General features: G+C 71.6%; 8 protein-coding genes. 5 read left to right on the top strand and 3 right to left on the bottom strand.

Annotation, left to right across the window (positions count from 1 at the left end):
* Positions 1-2: 2 nt before the first annotated feature.
* Together ABZV93_RS27025 and ABZV93_RS27030 are read left to right on the top strand one after the other, a co-directional pair.
* Entirely contained in the window at positions 3-2,045 is a 2,043-nt protein-coding gene (locus ABZV93_RS27025; protein ID WP_354941423.1) for a cytochrome c oxidase assembly protein, read from the top strand.
* A gap of 248 nt (positions 2,046-2,293) precedes the next feature.
* Positions 2,294-5,101 (top strand): aconitate hydratase, encoded by a 2,808-nt coding sequence (locus ABZV93_RS27030; protein WP_354941424.1) that lies wholly within the window; start codon positions 2,294-2,296, stop codon positions 5,099-5,101.
* Between the two features lie 121 nt (positions 5,102-5,222).
* Here the strand turns inward: ABZV93_RS27030 and ABZV93_RS27035 are convergent, their stop codons facing one another.
* From ABZV93_RS27035 to ABZV93_RS27045, 3 genes are all read right to left on the bottom strand, one after another.
* A complete protein-coding gene (locus ABZV93_RS27035; RefSeq protein ID WP_354941426.1) occupies positions 5,223-5,702 on the bottom strand; it encodes a hypothetical protein in 480 nt (159 codons plus the stop codon).
* A 115-nt stretch (positions 5,703-5,817) separates the two neighbouring features.
* Positions 5,818-9,279: a bifunctional lysylphosphatidylglycerol synthetase/lysine--tRNA ligase LysX gene (lysX, locus tag ABZV93_RS27040; protein WP_354941428.1), complete on the bottom strand. Its 3,462-nt coding sequence runs from the start codon at positions 9,277-9,279 to the stop codon at positions 5,818-5,820.
* Positions 9,280-9,364: 85 nt separating this feature from the next.
* Positions 9,365-9,853, bottom strand: a complete 489-nt coding sequence (locus ABZV93_RS27045) for an HIT family protein (RefSeq protein ID WP_354941430.1) — start codon at positions 9,851-9,853, stop codon at positions 9,365-9,367.
* A gap of 193 nt (positions 9,854-10,046) precedes the next feature.
* Here ABZV93_RS27045 and ABZV93_RS27050 point away from each other — a divergent pair, with 193 nt between their 5' ends.
* From ABZV93_RS27050 to ABZV93_RS27060, 3 genes are all read left to right on the top strand, one after another.
* Positions 10,047-11,420 carry an ROK family transcriptional regulator gene (locus ABZV93_RS27050; protein ID WP_354941432.1) on the top strand — a complete coding sequence of 458 codons (1,374 nt, stop codon included), beginning with the start codon at positions 10,047-10,049 and terminating at the stop codon, positions 11,418-11,420.
* A gap of 185 nt (positions 11,421-11,605) precedes the next feature.
* On the top strand, positions 11,606-13,525 hold the full coding sequence (gene dxs / locus ABZV93_RS27055) for a 1-deoxy-D-xylulose-5-phosphate synthase (RefSeq protein WP_354941434.1): 1,920 nt from the start codon (positions 11,606-11,608) through the stop codon (positions 13,523-13,525).
* 84 nt (positions 13,526-13,609) lie between these two features.
* Complete coding sequence (locus ABZV93_RS27060) at positions 13,610-15,145, top strand: amino acid permease (RefSeq protein WP_354941436.1); 1,536 nt, start codon at positions 13,610-13,612, stop codon at positions 15,143-15,145.
* Positions 15,146-15,876: the final 731 nt, after the last annotated feature.

The raw sequence follows: 15,876 nt of genomic DNA on the forward strand, positions 1-15,876 counted from the left end.
GCGTGACCGAACCTCGAGACGCCGGTAGCCGGCCGGACCGGGACGCCACCCGCCCCGGCACTGCCGGCCACTTCCCCTGGGTAGCGGCCGGATGGCTGCTGGCCGGGGTGGGCGTGCTCGTGATCGCCCTGGTGGTGGGCGGGGGACGGCCGAAGCCCGCCGCCCCGGGTCTGCCCGATCCCGGGATGCTCACCGGCTGGGGCCTGCCGATCGCCAAGCTGGCCATGGACCTCGCGGCCGTGGGCGCGGTGGGGTCGCTGCTGTTCGGGGTGCTCGCGCCCACCCGGGCCGGTGCGCTCGAGCCCGCCGCCACCCGGGCGGTACGCGGCGCGGCGGCCTGCGCGTGGGCGTGGGCGGTCGCCGCCGCGCTCACCCTGGCCTTCACCCTGTCGGACTTTCTCGGCATCCCGGTCACCCGGCTGGGTTACCGGGACAACCTGGCCGGTTTCGTCGCCGAGGTGACCCAGGGCCGGTCACTGGCGGTCGTCTTCCTGCTGGCGGTCATCCTGGCGGCCACCGCGCGCGGCGTACGTACGCTCAACGGCGTCGCCCTGCTGCTCGTACTGGCGGTCACCGCCACGCTTCCACCCGCGCTGACCGGCCACTCGGCCGGCGCCGCCGACCACGACATCGCCACCTCCAGCCTGCTGGTGCACATCGTCGCGGTGACGCTGTGGGTCGGCGGCCTGGTCGGCCTGGCGGTCTACGGCCGGCGGGCGACCACCCCCGCGCTGGGCAGCGCCGCCACCCGGTACAGCTCACTGGCCCTGTGGTGCTTCGCGGCCGCGGGCTTCTCCGGGCTGGTCAACGCGTGGGTACGCCTGGGCGGGATCGCTCCGCTGGTCACCTCGTCGTACGGCTGGCTGGTCCTCGGCAAGATCGCCGCGCTGGCCGTCCTCGGCTGGTTCGGCTGGTGGCACCGCCGCCGGACCCTGCCGGCCCTGGGCCGGAAGACGCCCGGTGGCTTCCGCCGGTTCGCGGCGGCGGAGGCGGCGGTGATGGCCGCCACGATCGGGCTGGCCGTCGCGCTGTCGCGGACGCCGACCCCGGTGCCGGAGGAGGTGGACCGCCAGTCGACCGCGCAGGCGCTGATCGGGTGGGCGGTCCCGCCGTTCTCCTGGTCGCACGTGCTCACCCTGTGGCGGCCGGACGCGCTGGTGCTGGTGGCCGCGGCCACCGGCGTGGTCCTCTACCTGCGCGGGGTCTGGCGGCTGCGCACCCGTGACCTGCGCTGGCCGGTCGGGCGTACGGTCAGCTGGTTGGCGGGCGTGGCGGTCACCGTCTTCGTGCTGTGCTCGGGTGTGGCGTCGTACGCCCCGGCGATGTTCAGCGTGCACATGGCCCAGCACATGACGCTCACCATGCTGTCGCCGATCCTGTTGGCCATGGGCGCTCCGGTGACGCTGGCGCTGCGCGCGCTGCCGGCCGGTCGCCGGGGCGAGGACGGCGGCCGGGAGCGGGGCATGCGCGAGTGGATCCTCACCGTGCTGCACAGCCGGGTGGTGCGGGTCGTCACCCATCCCCTGGTGGCGCTGGCGTTGTACGTGCTGAGCCTGTACGCCTTCTACTTCACCGGGCTGTTCGCCTCGGCGATGAGCAGCCATACCGGCCACCTGCTGATGACGTTCCACTTCCTGGCGGTAGGGTCGCTGTACTTCTGGCCGATCATCGGGCTGGACCCGATGCCGCGCCGCCTGCCGCCGGTCGGCCGGATGCTGTTGCTGTTCGCGTCCATGCCGTTCCACGCGTTCTTCGGCGTGATCGTGATGACCACCACGACGGTGCTCGGCGCGGAGTGGTTCGCCGGCCTGCGGCTGCCCTGGCTGGATCCGCTGGCCGACCAGAACGTGGGCGGCGGGATCGCCTGGGCCGCCGCGGAGGTTCCGGTGATCATCGTCCTCGGCGTGGTGTTCGCGCAGTGGGTGCGCGCCGACGCCCGCGAGGCGAAGCGGACGGACCGGCGCGCCGACGCCGGCGACAGTCGGCTGTCCGACTACAACGCGATGCTGGCCCGGCTGGCCGCCCGGGACGAGTCCGGCCGCTGACGGTCCGCCCGCCCGGTCCCGTCGTCGGAGTCAAGTCGTCCCGGGCGGGTGGCGCCGGCTCACCTCACCCGTGTATCTTGACGTCGAGATAATTGCGAGGGCCCGGGCCGCATCCGGACCCCGGCCGGTGCGCGCGGTGCGTCGGTGGGCAGGATGGCCGGCGGGCCCACAAGCAGGATCGACCGGGACCCACCGGGCCCTGACGGACAGATCCGACGGACAGATCCAAAGGACAAGGGGAGAGGGCCATGGCGAGCGTCGACAGCTTCGGAGCCAAGGGACAGCTCGAGGTCGGTGAGGCGTCGTACGAGATCTACCGGCTCGCCGCCTTCGACGGCGCCGAGCGGCTGCCGTACAGCCTGAAGATCCTGCTGGAGAACCTCCTGCGCACCGAGGACGGTGCCAACATCACCGCCGACGACATCCGTGCGCTGGCGCAGTGGGACGCGAACAGCGAACCCAGCAAGGAGATCCAGTTCACCCCGGCCCGGGTCATCATGCAGGACTTCACCGGCGTGCCCGCCGTGGTCGACCTGGCCACGATGCGTGAGGCGGTACGCGACCTTGGCGGCGACCCGGCGCGGATCAACCCGCTGTCGCCGGCCGAACTCGTCATTGACCACTCCGTCATCGCCGACGTGTTCGGTACGCCGGACGCGTTCGCCCGTAACGTCGAGATCGAGTACGAGCGCAACAAGGAGCGCTACCAGTTCCTGCGCTGGGGCCAGGGCGCCTTCGACGACTTCCGGGTCGTCCCGCCGGGCACCGGCATCGTGCACCAGGTCAACATCGAGCACCTCGCCCGGGTGGTCTTCGGCCGCGAGGTCGACGGCGCCCGCCAGGCCTACCCCGACACCTGTGTGGGCACCGACTCCCACACCACCATGGTCAACGGCCTCGGCGTCGTCGGCTGGGGTGTGGGCGGGATCGAGGCCGAGGCCGCGATGCTCGGGCAGCCGGTGTCCATGCTCATCCCGCGCGTGGTCGGCTTCAAGCTCAACGGTGAACTGCCCGAGGGCGCCACCGCCACCGACCTGGTGCTCACCATCACCGAGATGCTGCGCAAGCACGGTGTGGTCGGCAAGTTCGTGGAGTTCTACGGCCCCGGTGTGGGAGCGGTCCCACTGGCCAACCGCGCCACCATCGGCAACATGTCCCCGGAGTACGGCTCCACGATCGCGGTGTTCCCGGTCGACGAGGAGACCGTGCGCTACCTGCGGTTGACAGGCCGTCCGGACGAGCAGGTCGCGCTGGTCGAGGCGTACGCCAAGGAGCAGGGCCTGTGGCACGACCCCGAGCGCGAGGCCGCCTACTCCGAGTACCTCGAACTCGACCTGTCCACGGTCGTCCCGTCCATCGCCGGCCCGAAGCGGCCGCAGGACCGGGTGAGCCTCACCGACGCCAAGCAGGTCTTCCGCGGCGTGCTCACCGACTACGTGACCGCCGAGCCGAAGACGGACGGCGACGAGAAGGGCTACGACGAGGCGGCCGCGGAGTCCTTCCCGGCCAGCGACGCGCCCTCCTTCAGCGGTGACAACCACTCCGAGCAGCCGGCGGGCTACGCCTCCGCTGCCCGCGGTGCCGACGGCCGGCCGAGCGCGCCGACCCGGGTCACCCTCGCCGACGGCACCGAGTGCGAGGTCGACCACGGCGCCGTGGTGATCGCCGCGATCACCTCCTGCACCAACACCTCCAACCCGTCGGTGATGGTCGGTGCGGCACTGCTGGCCAAGAAGGCGGTCGAACGCGGCCTGAACCGCAAGCCCTGGGTGAAGACCACCCTGGCGCCGGGTTCGAAGGTCGTCATGGACTACTACGAGCGGGCCGGCCTCACGCCGTACCTCGAGAAGCTCGGCTTCAACCTGGTCGGCTACGGCTGCACCACCTGCATCGGCAACTCCGGCCCGCTCATCCCCGAGGTGAGCCAGGCGGTCAACGACGCCGACCTCGCCGCGGTGTCGGTCCTGTCCGGCAACCGCAACTTCGAGGGCAGGATCAACCCCGACGTGAAGATGAACTACCTCGCGTCCCCGCCGCTGGTGGTGGCGTACGCCCTCGCCGGCAGCATGGACGCCGACCTGAACACCGAGCCGCTCGGGCAGGACAAGGACGGCAACGACGTGTTCCTCGCCGACATCTGGCCCTCGGAGCACGAGGTCGAGGAGGTTGTCGCCGGCGCCATCGCCAGCGAGATGTTCACCCGCGACTACGCCGACGTGTTCGCCGGCGACGAGCAGTGGCAGGGCCTGCCCACCCCCGAGGGCGACCTGTTCGCGTGGGACGGGCAGTCCACCTACGTGCGCAAGCCGCCGTACTTCGAGGGCATGGCCGCCGAGCCCACGCCGGTGAGCGACATCACCGGTGCCCGGGTGCTGGCCAAGCTGGGCGACTCGGTGACCACCGACCACATCTCCCCGGCCGGCTCGATCAAGAAGGACAGCCCGGCCGGTGCGTACCTCCTCGAGAACGGCGTGCAGTTCCGCGACTTCAACTCCTACGGGTCACGGCGCGGCAACCACGAGGTGATGATCCGCGGCACCTTCGCCAACATCCGGTTGCGCAACCAGCTGGCGCCGGGCACCGAGGGCGGCTTCACCCGCGACTTCACCGCGGGCGGCGAGGTCGCCACGATCTACGACGCCTCCACCCACTACCAGGAGGCCGGCACGCCGCTGATCATCCTTGCCGGCAAGGAGTACGGCTCGGGTTCCTCCCGTGACTGGGCGGCCAAGGGCACCGCGCTGCTGGGTGTCAAGGCGGTGTTGGCGGAGTCGTACGAGCGGATCCACCGGTCCAACCTCATCGGCATGGGCGTGCTGCCGCTGCAGTACGCCGACGGCGAGTCGGCCGAGTCGCTCGGACTCACCGGCGAGGAGACCTTCGACGTGGTGGGGATCGAGGCGCTCAACGAGGGGGACACCCCGCGTGAGCTGACGGTGCGTGCGGACGGCAAGGAGTTCCGTGCGGTCGTCCGCATCGACACCCCGGGCGAGGCCGACTACTTCCGGCACGGCGGGATCATGCAGTACGTCCTGCGGTCCCTGCTCAGCCGCTGAGGTTCGCAAGCCCCGGGTAGACCTCAGCTCCGGGCAGAAGTCACCGTCGCCCCCGTCCCCACGATGCACGTGGGGGCGGGGGCGACGTCGTGGTACGGCGTTCGGGCGATGCTTCGCGCGCTCAGGCGGCCTCGTAGGCCTGGGTGGTGGGATACTCGCCGGCCTCCTCGTCGGTGGCGGCGCGCCGGCGCAGGGCCGCGGCGCCGATCAGCACCAGGAGCAACCCGCCGGCGGCGATCCACGCACCAGGCTGGAGGTCGGCGACCCCGAACTGCCCCGCGCCGTTCGCGAAGGCGATCCGGACCACCCACAGCCCGACGGTGGCCGCACCGAGCAGGAACGACAACCACAGCAGCACCCGCACCAGGAGCAGTGCGCCCAGGATGCCGATCGCGCCGGCGACCGCGAGCGGAGCGGCCATCGACGTCCAGTAGTTCAGCGTCTGGCCGGTCAGGTCCTTGACCTCGGGCCGGGTGAGGAGCTCCTGCAGGCGAACCTGTTGTGGCGAGCGGTTTCCCAGCCAGTCGAAATAGGCGCCGCTCGCGATCGCGATGGCTCCGATGGTGGCGAGTACCGCCGCCCGAGGACGAACGATTGTCATGGCCGGACCTCCAGCGTCGTGCCGATCCCCGTGTGGCTGCCCCCGCGACTCTCGACTGAGCAACCTACCCCAATCCGGCCCGCCGGTGGGGAAGGAAGATCCGGACCGGGGCGGCTCAGGTCCGCTGATCCCCGCGCGGGCGCACCAACGGGAACAGCAGCGTCTCCCGGATCGACCGGCCGGTCAGCGTCATCACCAGCCGGTCGATGCCCAGACCGAGGCCGCCGGCCGGCGGCATGCCGTACTCCAGCGTGCGCAGGAAGTCCTCGTCGAACTGCATCGCCTCGGGGTCGCCGCCGGCGGCCAGCAGCGACTGCGCGGTCAGCCGGCGGCGTTGCTCCACCGGGTCGGCGAGCTCGGAGTACGCCGTGCCGAGCTCGACGCCGAACACCACGAGGTCCCAGCGTTCGGCGAGGCGCGGGTCGTCGCGGTGCGGCCGGGTGAGCGGGGAGACGTCGGTGGGGAAGTCGGTGTAGAACGTCGGGCCGAGGGTGTTCGGCTCCACCAGCGCGTCGTACACAGCGAGCACCGCCGCACCGGCGCCGGCCGACGCGTCGACGTGGACGTTCGCGCGGGCGGCGTACCGGCGCACCGTCTCGGCGTCGGTGCCGGGCCCCACCTCCTCACCGAGTGCCGCGCTCACCGCCGCGTGCACGCTCACCACCGGCCACTCCGCGGCGAGGTCGACCTCGATGGTTGCTCCGGCGGTTCCCTTGCTTCCGGGGGTTCCGGCGGTTCCGGCGGGCTTGGTTCGCCTGAGCACCGTGCCGCCGTGCACCGCCCGGCAGGCGGCGCGGACGAGGTCGCAGGCCAGCAGGCGCATGGAGTGGTAGTCGCCGTACGCCTGGTAGGCCTCCAGCATCGTGAACTCCGGGTTGTGTGTCGCGTCGGCGCCCTCGTTGCGGAAGTTGCGGTTCAGCTCGAAGACCTGCTCCAGCCCGCCGACGAGCAGCCGCTTCAGGTACAGCTCCGGGGCGATCCGCAGGTAGAGCGGCAGGTCGTAGGCATTGATGTGGGTGGTGAACGGCCGGGCGTTCGCGCCGCCGTGCACCGGCTGCAGCATGGGGGTCTCCACCTCCTCGTACCCCCCGGCCCGCAGGGTGTCGCGAACCGCCGCCACCACGGCGCGGCGTTGCGCGAACAGGGCCCGGCTGTCGGGCCGGGTGGCCAGGTCGACGGCGCGCTCGCGAACCCGCGCCTCCGCGTCGGTACGGCCGTGCCACTTGTCCGGCAGGGGACGCAGGCACTTCGCCGTCAGCGCCCAGCCGCTCGCGCGGACGGTGAGCTCCCCGGACCTGGTCGTACCGACGTGGCCGGTGACGCCCACGTGGTCGCCGAGGTCGACGTGGTGCTTCCACCGGGTGAGCGCCGTCGGGTCGGTCAGGTGCCGCCGGTCGAGCATGACCTGCAGGTCGCCGGTGCCGTCACGGACGGTGGCGAACGCCAGTCCGCCGAACGTACGCAGGCCGACCACCCGGCCGGTCACGCCCACCTGCCGGGTCGTCCAGGTGTCGGGCGCGAGGCCGGCGAACTGCGCCACCACGTCGGCGGCGCAGGCGGTCCGGGGATAGCCGACGGGATAGGGATCGACGCCTTCCGCGCGCAGCCGGCGCAGCTTGTCCCGGCGGACGCGTTCCTGTTCGGGCAGGGCGCGTTCGCGGCAGGCCTCCAGCCGGTCGAGGTCGGCGGCCGGGTCCTCGCCGGGAAGGGTGCCGGCGTCGGGCCCCTCGATGACCGGTGGCTGGATCGTGCCGGCGGCCCCGGCTCTCCCGGCGGCACCGGCAGCACCAGCAGCACCGGCACTGGCGCCACCGGCGGTAGCCGCCCGGGTCGGCACCTCCGGCGCCAGCCCGCGTGCGCCGGCCCGGCGCAGCCGGCGGCCCGGCCAGACTGGTACGGGGACCAGGCCCTCCGCGATCCCGGACGCCACCGCGATCCTGGGCAGGTCGGGCGACCTCGGGTAGCACAGGAAGCGCGTCACCCACTCAGGCTCGAACTTCGCGTTCGCGCGGTACAGCGCCTCGATCTGCCACCAGCGCGAGGCGAGCAGTAGCGTCCGCCGCCACACCCGGGCGACCGGTCCGGCGCCGATCTCGGCCCCCTCCACCAGCCCGGAACGGAAGATCGCGAAGTTGAGCGAGATCCGGTCGACGCCGAGCGCCCGCGCCGCCTCGACCAGCCGGGACACCATCAGCTCGACCACACCGTTGGGTGCCACGGGCGCGCGGCGCATCAGGTCCAGGGATAGGCCGCGCCGACCCCAAGGTGCGAACGACAACAGGGCGCGCCGGTAGCCGTGCCGGTCCAGGCACTCGACCAGGACGCACCGGCCGTCGCGCGGGTCGCCGAGCCGGCCGAGCGCCATCGAGAAGCCGCGTTCACCCTGCGTACCCCGCCACCGGTCGGCGTCCGAACCGATCTCGGCCAGCTCGTCGGCGGGGATGTCCGCGTGCCGCCGGATCCGGCAGGTGTAGCCCAGCCGCTCCAGCCGCTGCACCGCCTGTCGTACGCCACGCATCCGGCGCCCGGCCAGGTCGTAGTCGGCCACCCGGAGCACCGCCTCGTCGCCGAGTTCGAGGACGTGCAGGCCGGCGTCGGCGTAGGCGTGCGCACCCGCCTCGGTCGTTCCCATCACCGCCGGTGCCCAGGCGTAGCGGCGGGCCTCGGCGAGCCAGGCACGGATCGCCGCCGGCCACTGCCGCGGGTCGCCCACCGGGTCGCCGGAGGCCAGGCTGACCCCGGCCACCACGCGGTAGGTGACCGCCGCCGCGCCGGAGGAGGCGAACATCGCCGACTTGTCGTGGCGGGTGGCGAAGTAGCCCAGGGAGTCCTCGGCGTACGTCGTCAGCAGCGAGCGAAGCTGCCGGTCGCCGTCCGGAGTCTGGTAGAGCGTCTTGCGGCGCGGGCGGAACAGCACCCAGGCGCCGGCCAGCTGGACGGCCGCGCCGAGCAGGCCGAGGAAGACCGACACCGGGTGCGGAGGCGGGGGAGTGGACAGCTCGCGGAAGAGATCGAACCGGTTCGTGGTGGCGTCGGTCCCGCCGGTCAGGAACACCAGCACGGTCTCCGCCCGGTCACCGACGGATGCGATCTGCCCGGGGAAGAGGGCCAGCGCCGCCATCCCGAGCACGAACCCGGCGACGATGGCGACCGCCACCGTGGCCAGTGCCCGCCAGCCGGCCCGCGGCGCGACCTCGGCGTCGAACGCGGGCCGGGCCAGGACCAGGATCACCAGCACCGCCGTGAGGACGGCCAGGCTGAGCAGGCCGTGGTGCAGGACGACGACCTCGGCGACGTCGTATGCCATGTTCGGGACGATCAGCGCCAGGACGAGGAACCACCAGGCGATCCGCTTGCGCCGCCGGACCGCGGCGGCGAGGATCCCGAGGTACGCCGCGTAGGCGAGGTTCGGCTGGGCGCCGATGGTGGTCAGCTCGATCAGGTCGCGCACGGGTTCCAGCACGCGCCGCAGCCCCGGGAAGAGCGCGGTGACCACACAGAAGACCGCGACCGCGATCAGGAAGCGCGCGATCCAGGTCGCCAGGACGGCTGCCCTGGCGTCCTTGCGAGGAGCCATCCGGCTACCTCACCGGCCCCGCGCAGGCAGCCGGGACACGCAGCGGGTCGGGACGCACGCCAGGCAGCATAGAAGGTCTTCCTGGTCACAGGGCCGCGCGTACCTTCGCGGCGTACTCCCGGGCCTCGTCCTCGTCGGCGTACTTGTGCCGCGGCCAGAAGAATCCCCGCAAACCGTCTCCCTTGGTGCGCGGCACCACATGGGTGTGCAGGTGCGGGACGCTCTGACTGACCCGGTTGTTGACCGCGACGAACGAGCCCTTCGCGCCGAGGCCGGTCTCCATCGCCCGGGCCACGCGCTGGACCGCCGCGAGATAGGGGTCGCGGAGTTCACCGGGCAGGTCCAGCAGAGTGTCGACGTGAGCGCGGGGGAGCACCAGCGTGTGGCCCTTGAACACCGGGCGTACGTCGAGGAATGCCACCACGTCCGGCTCGTCCAGCACCAGGTCGGCCGACCCGTCGGCGACGACGCCGCAGAACACGCAGCTGCCGGCGGCTGAGTCGGCTGGGTCGGCCGGCCCGGCTGAGTCGGTGTGCCCGGAGGGCCCGGAAGAACCCGGCGCGGCGGTAGGCATGGTGGACAGATTACGGCCTGTCCACCTCCGGACCGCAGAACCGCCGCGCGCCACCGGCGACATGACGTGCCGATTACGGCAACGTGCTCCGGCTGGTAAACCCTTGACGATCATGTGACGGAATAGTTGTCTGTGGCCCGTGACGCACCGGCCTGGTTCGCAGGCGTCGCTTCGGGCGGCAAACGTACGTCGGGTGCTGGCAGCGGTCCGGGCACACGGCGTACTCAGTCAGGCCGAGATCGCGCGGATCACCGGTCTCTCGCCGGCCTCGGTCTCCAACATCGTGCACCAGCTCGCCGACGCGGACGCCGTTGAGCTGTCCCCGGGGATCCGTGGTGGCCGGCGTGCGCAGGAGGTGCGCGTCCGTTCCGACGGCGGCCTGGTCGTCGGGCTGGACTTCGGCCACCGGCACATCCGGGTGGCGGTGTCCGACCTGCGGTTCGTCGTACGCGCCGAACGCCGGGTGGAGTGCGACGTCGGAGCGTCGGCACTGTCGGCGCTCGCGGTCGCGGAGAAGCTCGTCGGCGAGCTGCTGGACGAGATCGGCACCACCAAGTGCGGAATCCGGGCCGTGGGGCTCGGCCTGCCGGCGCCGATGGGTCCCGACGGCGGCACTCTGGCGGCCTGGCCGATCCTGCCGAGCTGGTCGACCATCGACCCCGCCCGGCACCTCGCCGAGCGGCTGGGCGCGCCGGTGTACGCCGACAACGACGCCAACCTGGGCGCCCGCGGCGAGCTGTACTTCGGTGCCGGGCGCGGCGTGTCCGACCTCGCCTACATCAAGGCGGCCACCGGCCTGGGTGCCGGGCTGGTGGTGGCCGGGAACGTCTACCGCGGGTTCGCCGGCTCCGCCGGTGAGATCGGTCACCTCACCATCGACGAGATGGGGCCGGTGTGCTCCTGCGGCAACCGCGGCTGTCTGGAGACGATGGTGGGCGCGCCGTACCTCCTGGAACTCATCCGGTACAGCCACCCCGACGTGCGGACGGTGGAGCAGCTGGTGACCTGCGCGCTGTCCGGTGACGGCGGCTGCCAGCGGGTGGTCGCCGACGCGGGCCGGCACATCGGGTTCGTGGCCGCCAACCTGTGCAACGTCGTCAACCCCGAGCGGGTGGTGGTGGGCGGTGACCTGGCGGCCGCCGGCGACCTGCTGCTGGAGCCGCTTCGGTCAGCGATGCCCCGGTATGCCGTGGTCACGGTGGCGTCGACCCCGGTGGTGGCGGCGCTGACGGGGGAGCGGGCGGAGGTCCTCGGGGCGCTCGTCCTCGCGGTCGAGCAGTTCCAGCGCCGGCACGACCAGAACGACGGCGCCGACGCTGCTGACGACGACCGGGGCAGGGAGCAGTCGGCGAGCGAGCACTCGGGCAGGGAACGGCAAGGCAGTGAGCAGCTTGGGAGGGAGCACGCGGGCGGGAGCGCCGCCGGCGCCTCCTCGCGTGGCGGCTCGGCCGGCGCCCCGGGCTCCCGCGCAGAGGCCGGCCTGGCCAACGGGCGTCTCTCGGCGGTCGGTGACCCCGCGCCGGACCTCGGCGCGGCGGGTCGCAACCTGCTCGGCGGCCCTGCCTAGCCTGTTGGCGGCCCCACGTGATCGGCTCGGTCCGGAGTGCCCCACCGTGTCCTGGTCGTCACCCCGGGTGCCGATCCGGGCGTGGCGTACGTTACTCACCAGTCCAGGTCCCACCCGCGGGCCGCGCGGCACTCTAGACTCGACCCCAGCCGGTGACGGTCGACAACGCGTGGGAGGTAGCTGGCATGGGTGTGCTCGAGAAGGTACGGGAACCAGCCGACCTCAACGCTCTGTCCGACGAGCAGCTCACCACCCTCGCCCGCGAGATCCGCGACTTCCTGGTGGCCAAGGTCTCCCGCACCGGCGGCCACCTGGGCCCCAACCTCGGCATCGTCGAGCTCACCCTCGCCCTGCACCGGGTCTTCGAGTCCCCCCGGGACCGGATCATCTTCGACGTCGGCCACCAGGCCTACGTGCACAAGATGCTCACCGGCCGCCAGGAGGGATTCGACCTGCTCCGCCAGAAGGGCGGCCTGTCGGGTTACCCCAGCCGGGCGGAGTCCGAGCACGACGTGGTGGAAAACTCCCACGCCTCGGCCTCCCTGTCGTACGCCGACGGCCTGGCGAAGGCCTACCAACTGCGCGGTGAGGACCGGCACGTCGTCGCGGTGATCGGCGACGGCGCCCTGACCGGCGGGATGGCCTGGGAGGCGCTGAACAACATCGCCGGTGCCAACGACCGGCCGCTGGTGATCGTGGTCAACGACAACGGGCGTTCCTACACCCCGACCGTCGGCGGCATCGCCGACCACCTCACCGCCCTGCGCACCGACCCCCGCTACGAACGCGTCCTGGACCTCGTCAAGCGCTCACTGAGCCGCACCCCGCTGGTCGGGCCGCCGCTCTACGACGTTCTGCACGGCATCAAGCGCGGGCTCAAGGATGTGATGGCGCCGCAGGGACTGTTCGAGGACCTCGGGATGAAGTACGTCGGACCCGTGGACGGCCACGACCGCGAACTCGTCGAGCACGCCCTGGAGCAGGCGAAGAACTTCGGCGGGCCCGTCATCGTGCACTGCGTGACCCGCAAGGGCTTCGGGTACGACATCGCCGAGCAGGACGAGGCCGACTGCTTCCACAGCCCCTCGGGCGCGTTCGACCCGCTGACCGGCACTCCCGTGGCCGCGCCGGGCGCGAAGTGGACCAACGTCTTCCGCGACGATCTGGTCGAGCTGGGCCGGGAGCGCCCCGACATCGTGGCCATCACCGCCGCCATGCAGCACCCGACGGGGCTGGACGCGTTCGCCCGCGAGTTCCCCGAGCGGTCCTTCGACGTGGGTATCGCCGAGCAGCACGCCGTGACGTCGGCGGCCGGTCTGGCAATGGGCGGAATGCACCCGGTGGTGGCGATCTACTCCACGTTCCTCAACCGCGCGTTCGACCAGATGCTGATGGACGTCGCCTTGCACCGGTGCGGCGCGACGTTCGTGCTCGACCGGGCCGGCGTGACCGGTGAGGACGGCCCGAGCCACAACGGCATGTGGGACATGTCGATCCTGCAGGTCGTACCCGGCCTGCGGCTCGCCGCTCCGCGCGACGGTGCCCGGCTGCGCGAGCTGCTCCGCGAGGCGGTCGCGGTCGACGACGCACCGACCGTGCTGCGGTTCCCCAAGGGTGCGCTGCCCGACGACCTGCCCGCTCTCGAACGCCGGGACGGTGTGGACGTCCTGGTCCGCGAGGGCGACACCGACGTCCTGCTCGTCTGCGTCGGCTCGATGGCGGCCACCGGAGTCGAGGTGGCCGCCCGGCTCACCGGTCAGGGCATCGGCGTCACCGTCGTCGACCCGCGCTGGGTGAAGCCGGTCAATCCCGTCCTGGTCGACCTCGCCCGCACCCACCGGCTCGTGGTGTCGCTGGAGGACAGCGGCCGGGTAGGCGGGTGCGGCGCAGCTCTCGGGCTGGCCCTGTCCGACGCCCGGGTCGGCACGCCGCTGCACGTCGCCGGCATCGCCCAGCGGTTCCTGGATCACGACAAGCGGCCCCAGTTACTGGCGGAGATGGGACTCGGTGCCCAGGACCTCGCCCGCGACATCGTCGAGCGCATGGCACATGCCGACGACGCCGCTCTGGTGACGGACGATCACGACGCGGTGTCACGCGGGTAACCACCCGCATCTGTCCGCTGACCTGCGCTGATGGCCGGGGGGACCCCGCTGGCCGACCAAGGTCCGGTCCTCTACCTTGGTGCGATGAATTCTCAGGATCCGCGCGGGTCGACGTCGGTCATGCGCACCAAGCCGGTCGAAATGGCCATCTCCGACACCGAGGAGCCAGAGCACCGGCTGAAGAAGAACCTCGGTGCGCTCGACCTCACCGTCTTCGGGGTCGGTGTCACGATCGGCGGCGGTCTGTTCGTGCTCACCGGTACGGCCGCGGCGACGTACGCCGGCCCCGCGGTGGCGCTGTCGTTCGTGATCGCCGCGGTGGCGTGCGGGCTGGCGGCACTGTGCTACGCGGAGTTCGCCTCGACCGTTCCGGTGGCCGGTTCGGCGTACACCTTCTCCTACGCCACTCTCGGCGAGCTGATCGCGTGGATCATCGGCTGGGACCTCATCCTGGAGTTCTTCGTCGGCGCCGCGGCGGTGTCCAGTGGCTGGTCGGGATATCTCGCGAGCGCGTTGCAGGGTACGCCGCTGCAGATACCCGCGGCGGTGGCCAACACCAAGGACGGGTTCATGAACCTCCCGGCCGGGCTGCTCGTCCTGGCGCTGACCGCGGTGCTCGTCATCGGCATCAAGCTGTCCAGCCGGATCAACCAGGTCGCCGTCGCGATCAAGGTGGGCGTGGCGCTGCTGTTCGTGCTGGCCGGCATCTTCTTCGTCAAGGCCGCCAACCTGACGCCGTTCGTACCGCCGAGCCAGCCCACCAAGGGCGGCGGCGGCAGCCTCACCGAGCCGCTGATCCAGGTGTTGTTCGGCATGCAGCCGGGATCGTTCGGCTGGGCCGGAGTGGTGAGCGGCGCGGCGGTCGTGTTCTTCGCGTTCATCGGCTTCGACGTGGTGGCCACCACCGCTGAGGAGACCCGCAAGCCGCAGCGCAACCTGCCGATCGGAATCATCGCCTCGCTGGCGATCTGCACCGTCCTCTACGTCACCGTCAGCCTCGTGGTGACCGGCATCCAGAGCTACAAGAAGATCGACCCCGCCGACGCCGCGCCGCTGGCCACCGCCATGACCCACGCCGGCCACCCCGCGCTGGCCAGGATCATCTCCGTCGGCGCCGCGGTCGGGATCATCGTGGTGGTGATGATCCTGCTGCTCGGGCAGAGCCGGGTCGCGTTCGCGATGGCCCGCGACGGCCTGCTGCCGCCGGTGTTCGCCAAGGTCCACCCCAGGTTCCGTACGCCCTACGTCGTCACCATCGTGGTCGGCATCGCGGCGGCGCTGCTCGCGGCCTTCACCTCGATCGACGTGCTGGCCGAACTCGTCAACGTCGGAACCCTGGCGGCGTTCATCCTGGTCAGCATCGGTGTGCTCGTCCTGCGCAGGTCCCGACCCGACCTCCAGCGCGGCTTCCGCACGCCGCTGGTGCCGGTGCTGCCGATCGTCTCGGCGCTGGTGTGCTTCTACCTCATGCTCAACCTCGCGGTGGAGACCTGGCTGCGGTTCCTGGTGTGGATGGCGATCGGCCTGGTCATCTACTTCGCCTACGGCCGTCGGCGGTCCCGGCTGGTGACCGGCAACGTCGAGGCCGGTGGCAAGGGAGGCCGCGCAGGCAGGCGCTAGTTCCAGCTGGGCTGTCTTGGGGGGGAGCTGCCTTGCGGTGGAGCTGGCTTCGGGATCGGGGCGAGCTGGGAAGACTTATGGGGCCTATGACACCCACAAGTCTTCCCAGCTCGCCGTTGAACTGCCGTCGCGTAGAACCTGGCGTCTTCGCCGTCGAGTCGGACGTAGTCGGATTCCTCTGCCGTGCATCCGCGCGGGCGATTCTTCCGCGGAAGAACTCCGGGGCCCGATGGTGCCGTCCCGCGTACCCGCCCCGGGCGATCAACTGGTTCTCGGGCCTGGGCAGGCAGCGCACGGATTCTTCCGCGGAAGAATCCGGCTGCTGCTTCTCCCGCCTCGGGCGGATCAATCGGTCCGTCAGGTGATCCCTGGGAGGCGGCCCCGATTCTTCCGCGGAAGAATTCCCGCGCCGCCAAGCGGACCTCCCGGCGAGCAGGCGCACCCCAGCCAGAAGAGTGAAGACCTGCGGGGTCTCCAACCACCGGAACCCTTCGCATTACCCTGACCGTCGTCAGGTTGGCTCGGGGCCGCAAGAACGCCGGCATTCTTCCGCGGAAGAATGCCCGGTCTCGACACATCAGCCCCTGCCCGCTTCCGGCGGTCGACCGGGACCGGTAGATGTGACCTCGGCCCGGCTTCGGCTGTAGCTAGGGCGACTTCCGCGGACGAATGCCCGGGTCCCGACACAGCTGTCGTCGCCCGCTTCTGGCGGTCGACCTGGTATCGGCGGA

Source organism: Actinopolymorpha sp. NPDC004070, assembly GCF_040610475.1.
Lineage (GTDB): Bacteria > Actinomycetota > Actinomycetes > Propionibacteriales > Actinopolymorphaceae > Actinopolymorpha.

Coding starts and splice junctions, on each gene's coding strand:
- dxs (WP_354941434.1), top strand. CDS start 11,606: ATGGGTGTGCTCGAGAAGGTACGGGAACCAGCCGACCTCAACGCTCTG.
- ABZV93_RS27060 (WP_354941436.1), top strand. CDS start 13,610: ATGAATTCTCAGGATCCGCGCGGGTCGACGTCGGTCATGCGCACCAAG.
- ABZV93_RS27035 (WP_354941426.1), bottom strand. CDS start 5,702: ATGACAATCGTTCGTCCTCGGGCGGCGGTACTCGCCACCATCGGAGCC.
- lysX (WP_354941428.1), bottom strand. CDS start 9,279: ATGGCTCCTCGCAAGGACGCCAGGGCAGCCGTCCTGGCGACCTGGATC.
- ABZV93_RS27030 (WP_354941424.1), top strand. CDS start 2,294: ATGGCGAGCGTCGACAGCTTCGGAGCCAAGGGACAGCTCGAGGTCGGT.
- ABZV93_RS27045 (WP_354941430.1), bottom strand. CDS start 9,853: ATGCCTACCGCCGCGCCGGGTTCTTCCGGGCCCTCCGGGCACACCGAC.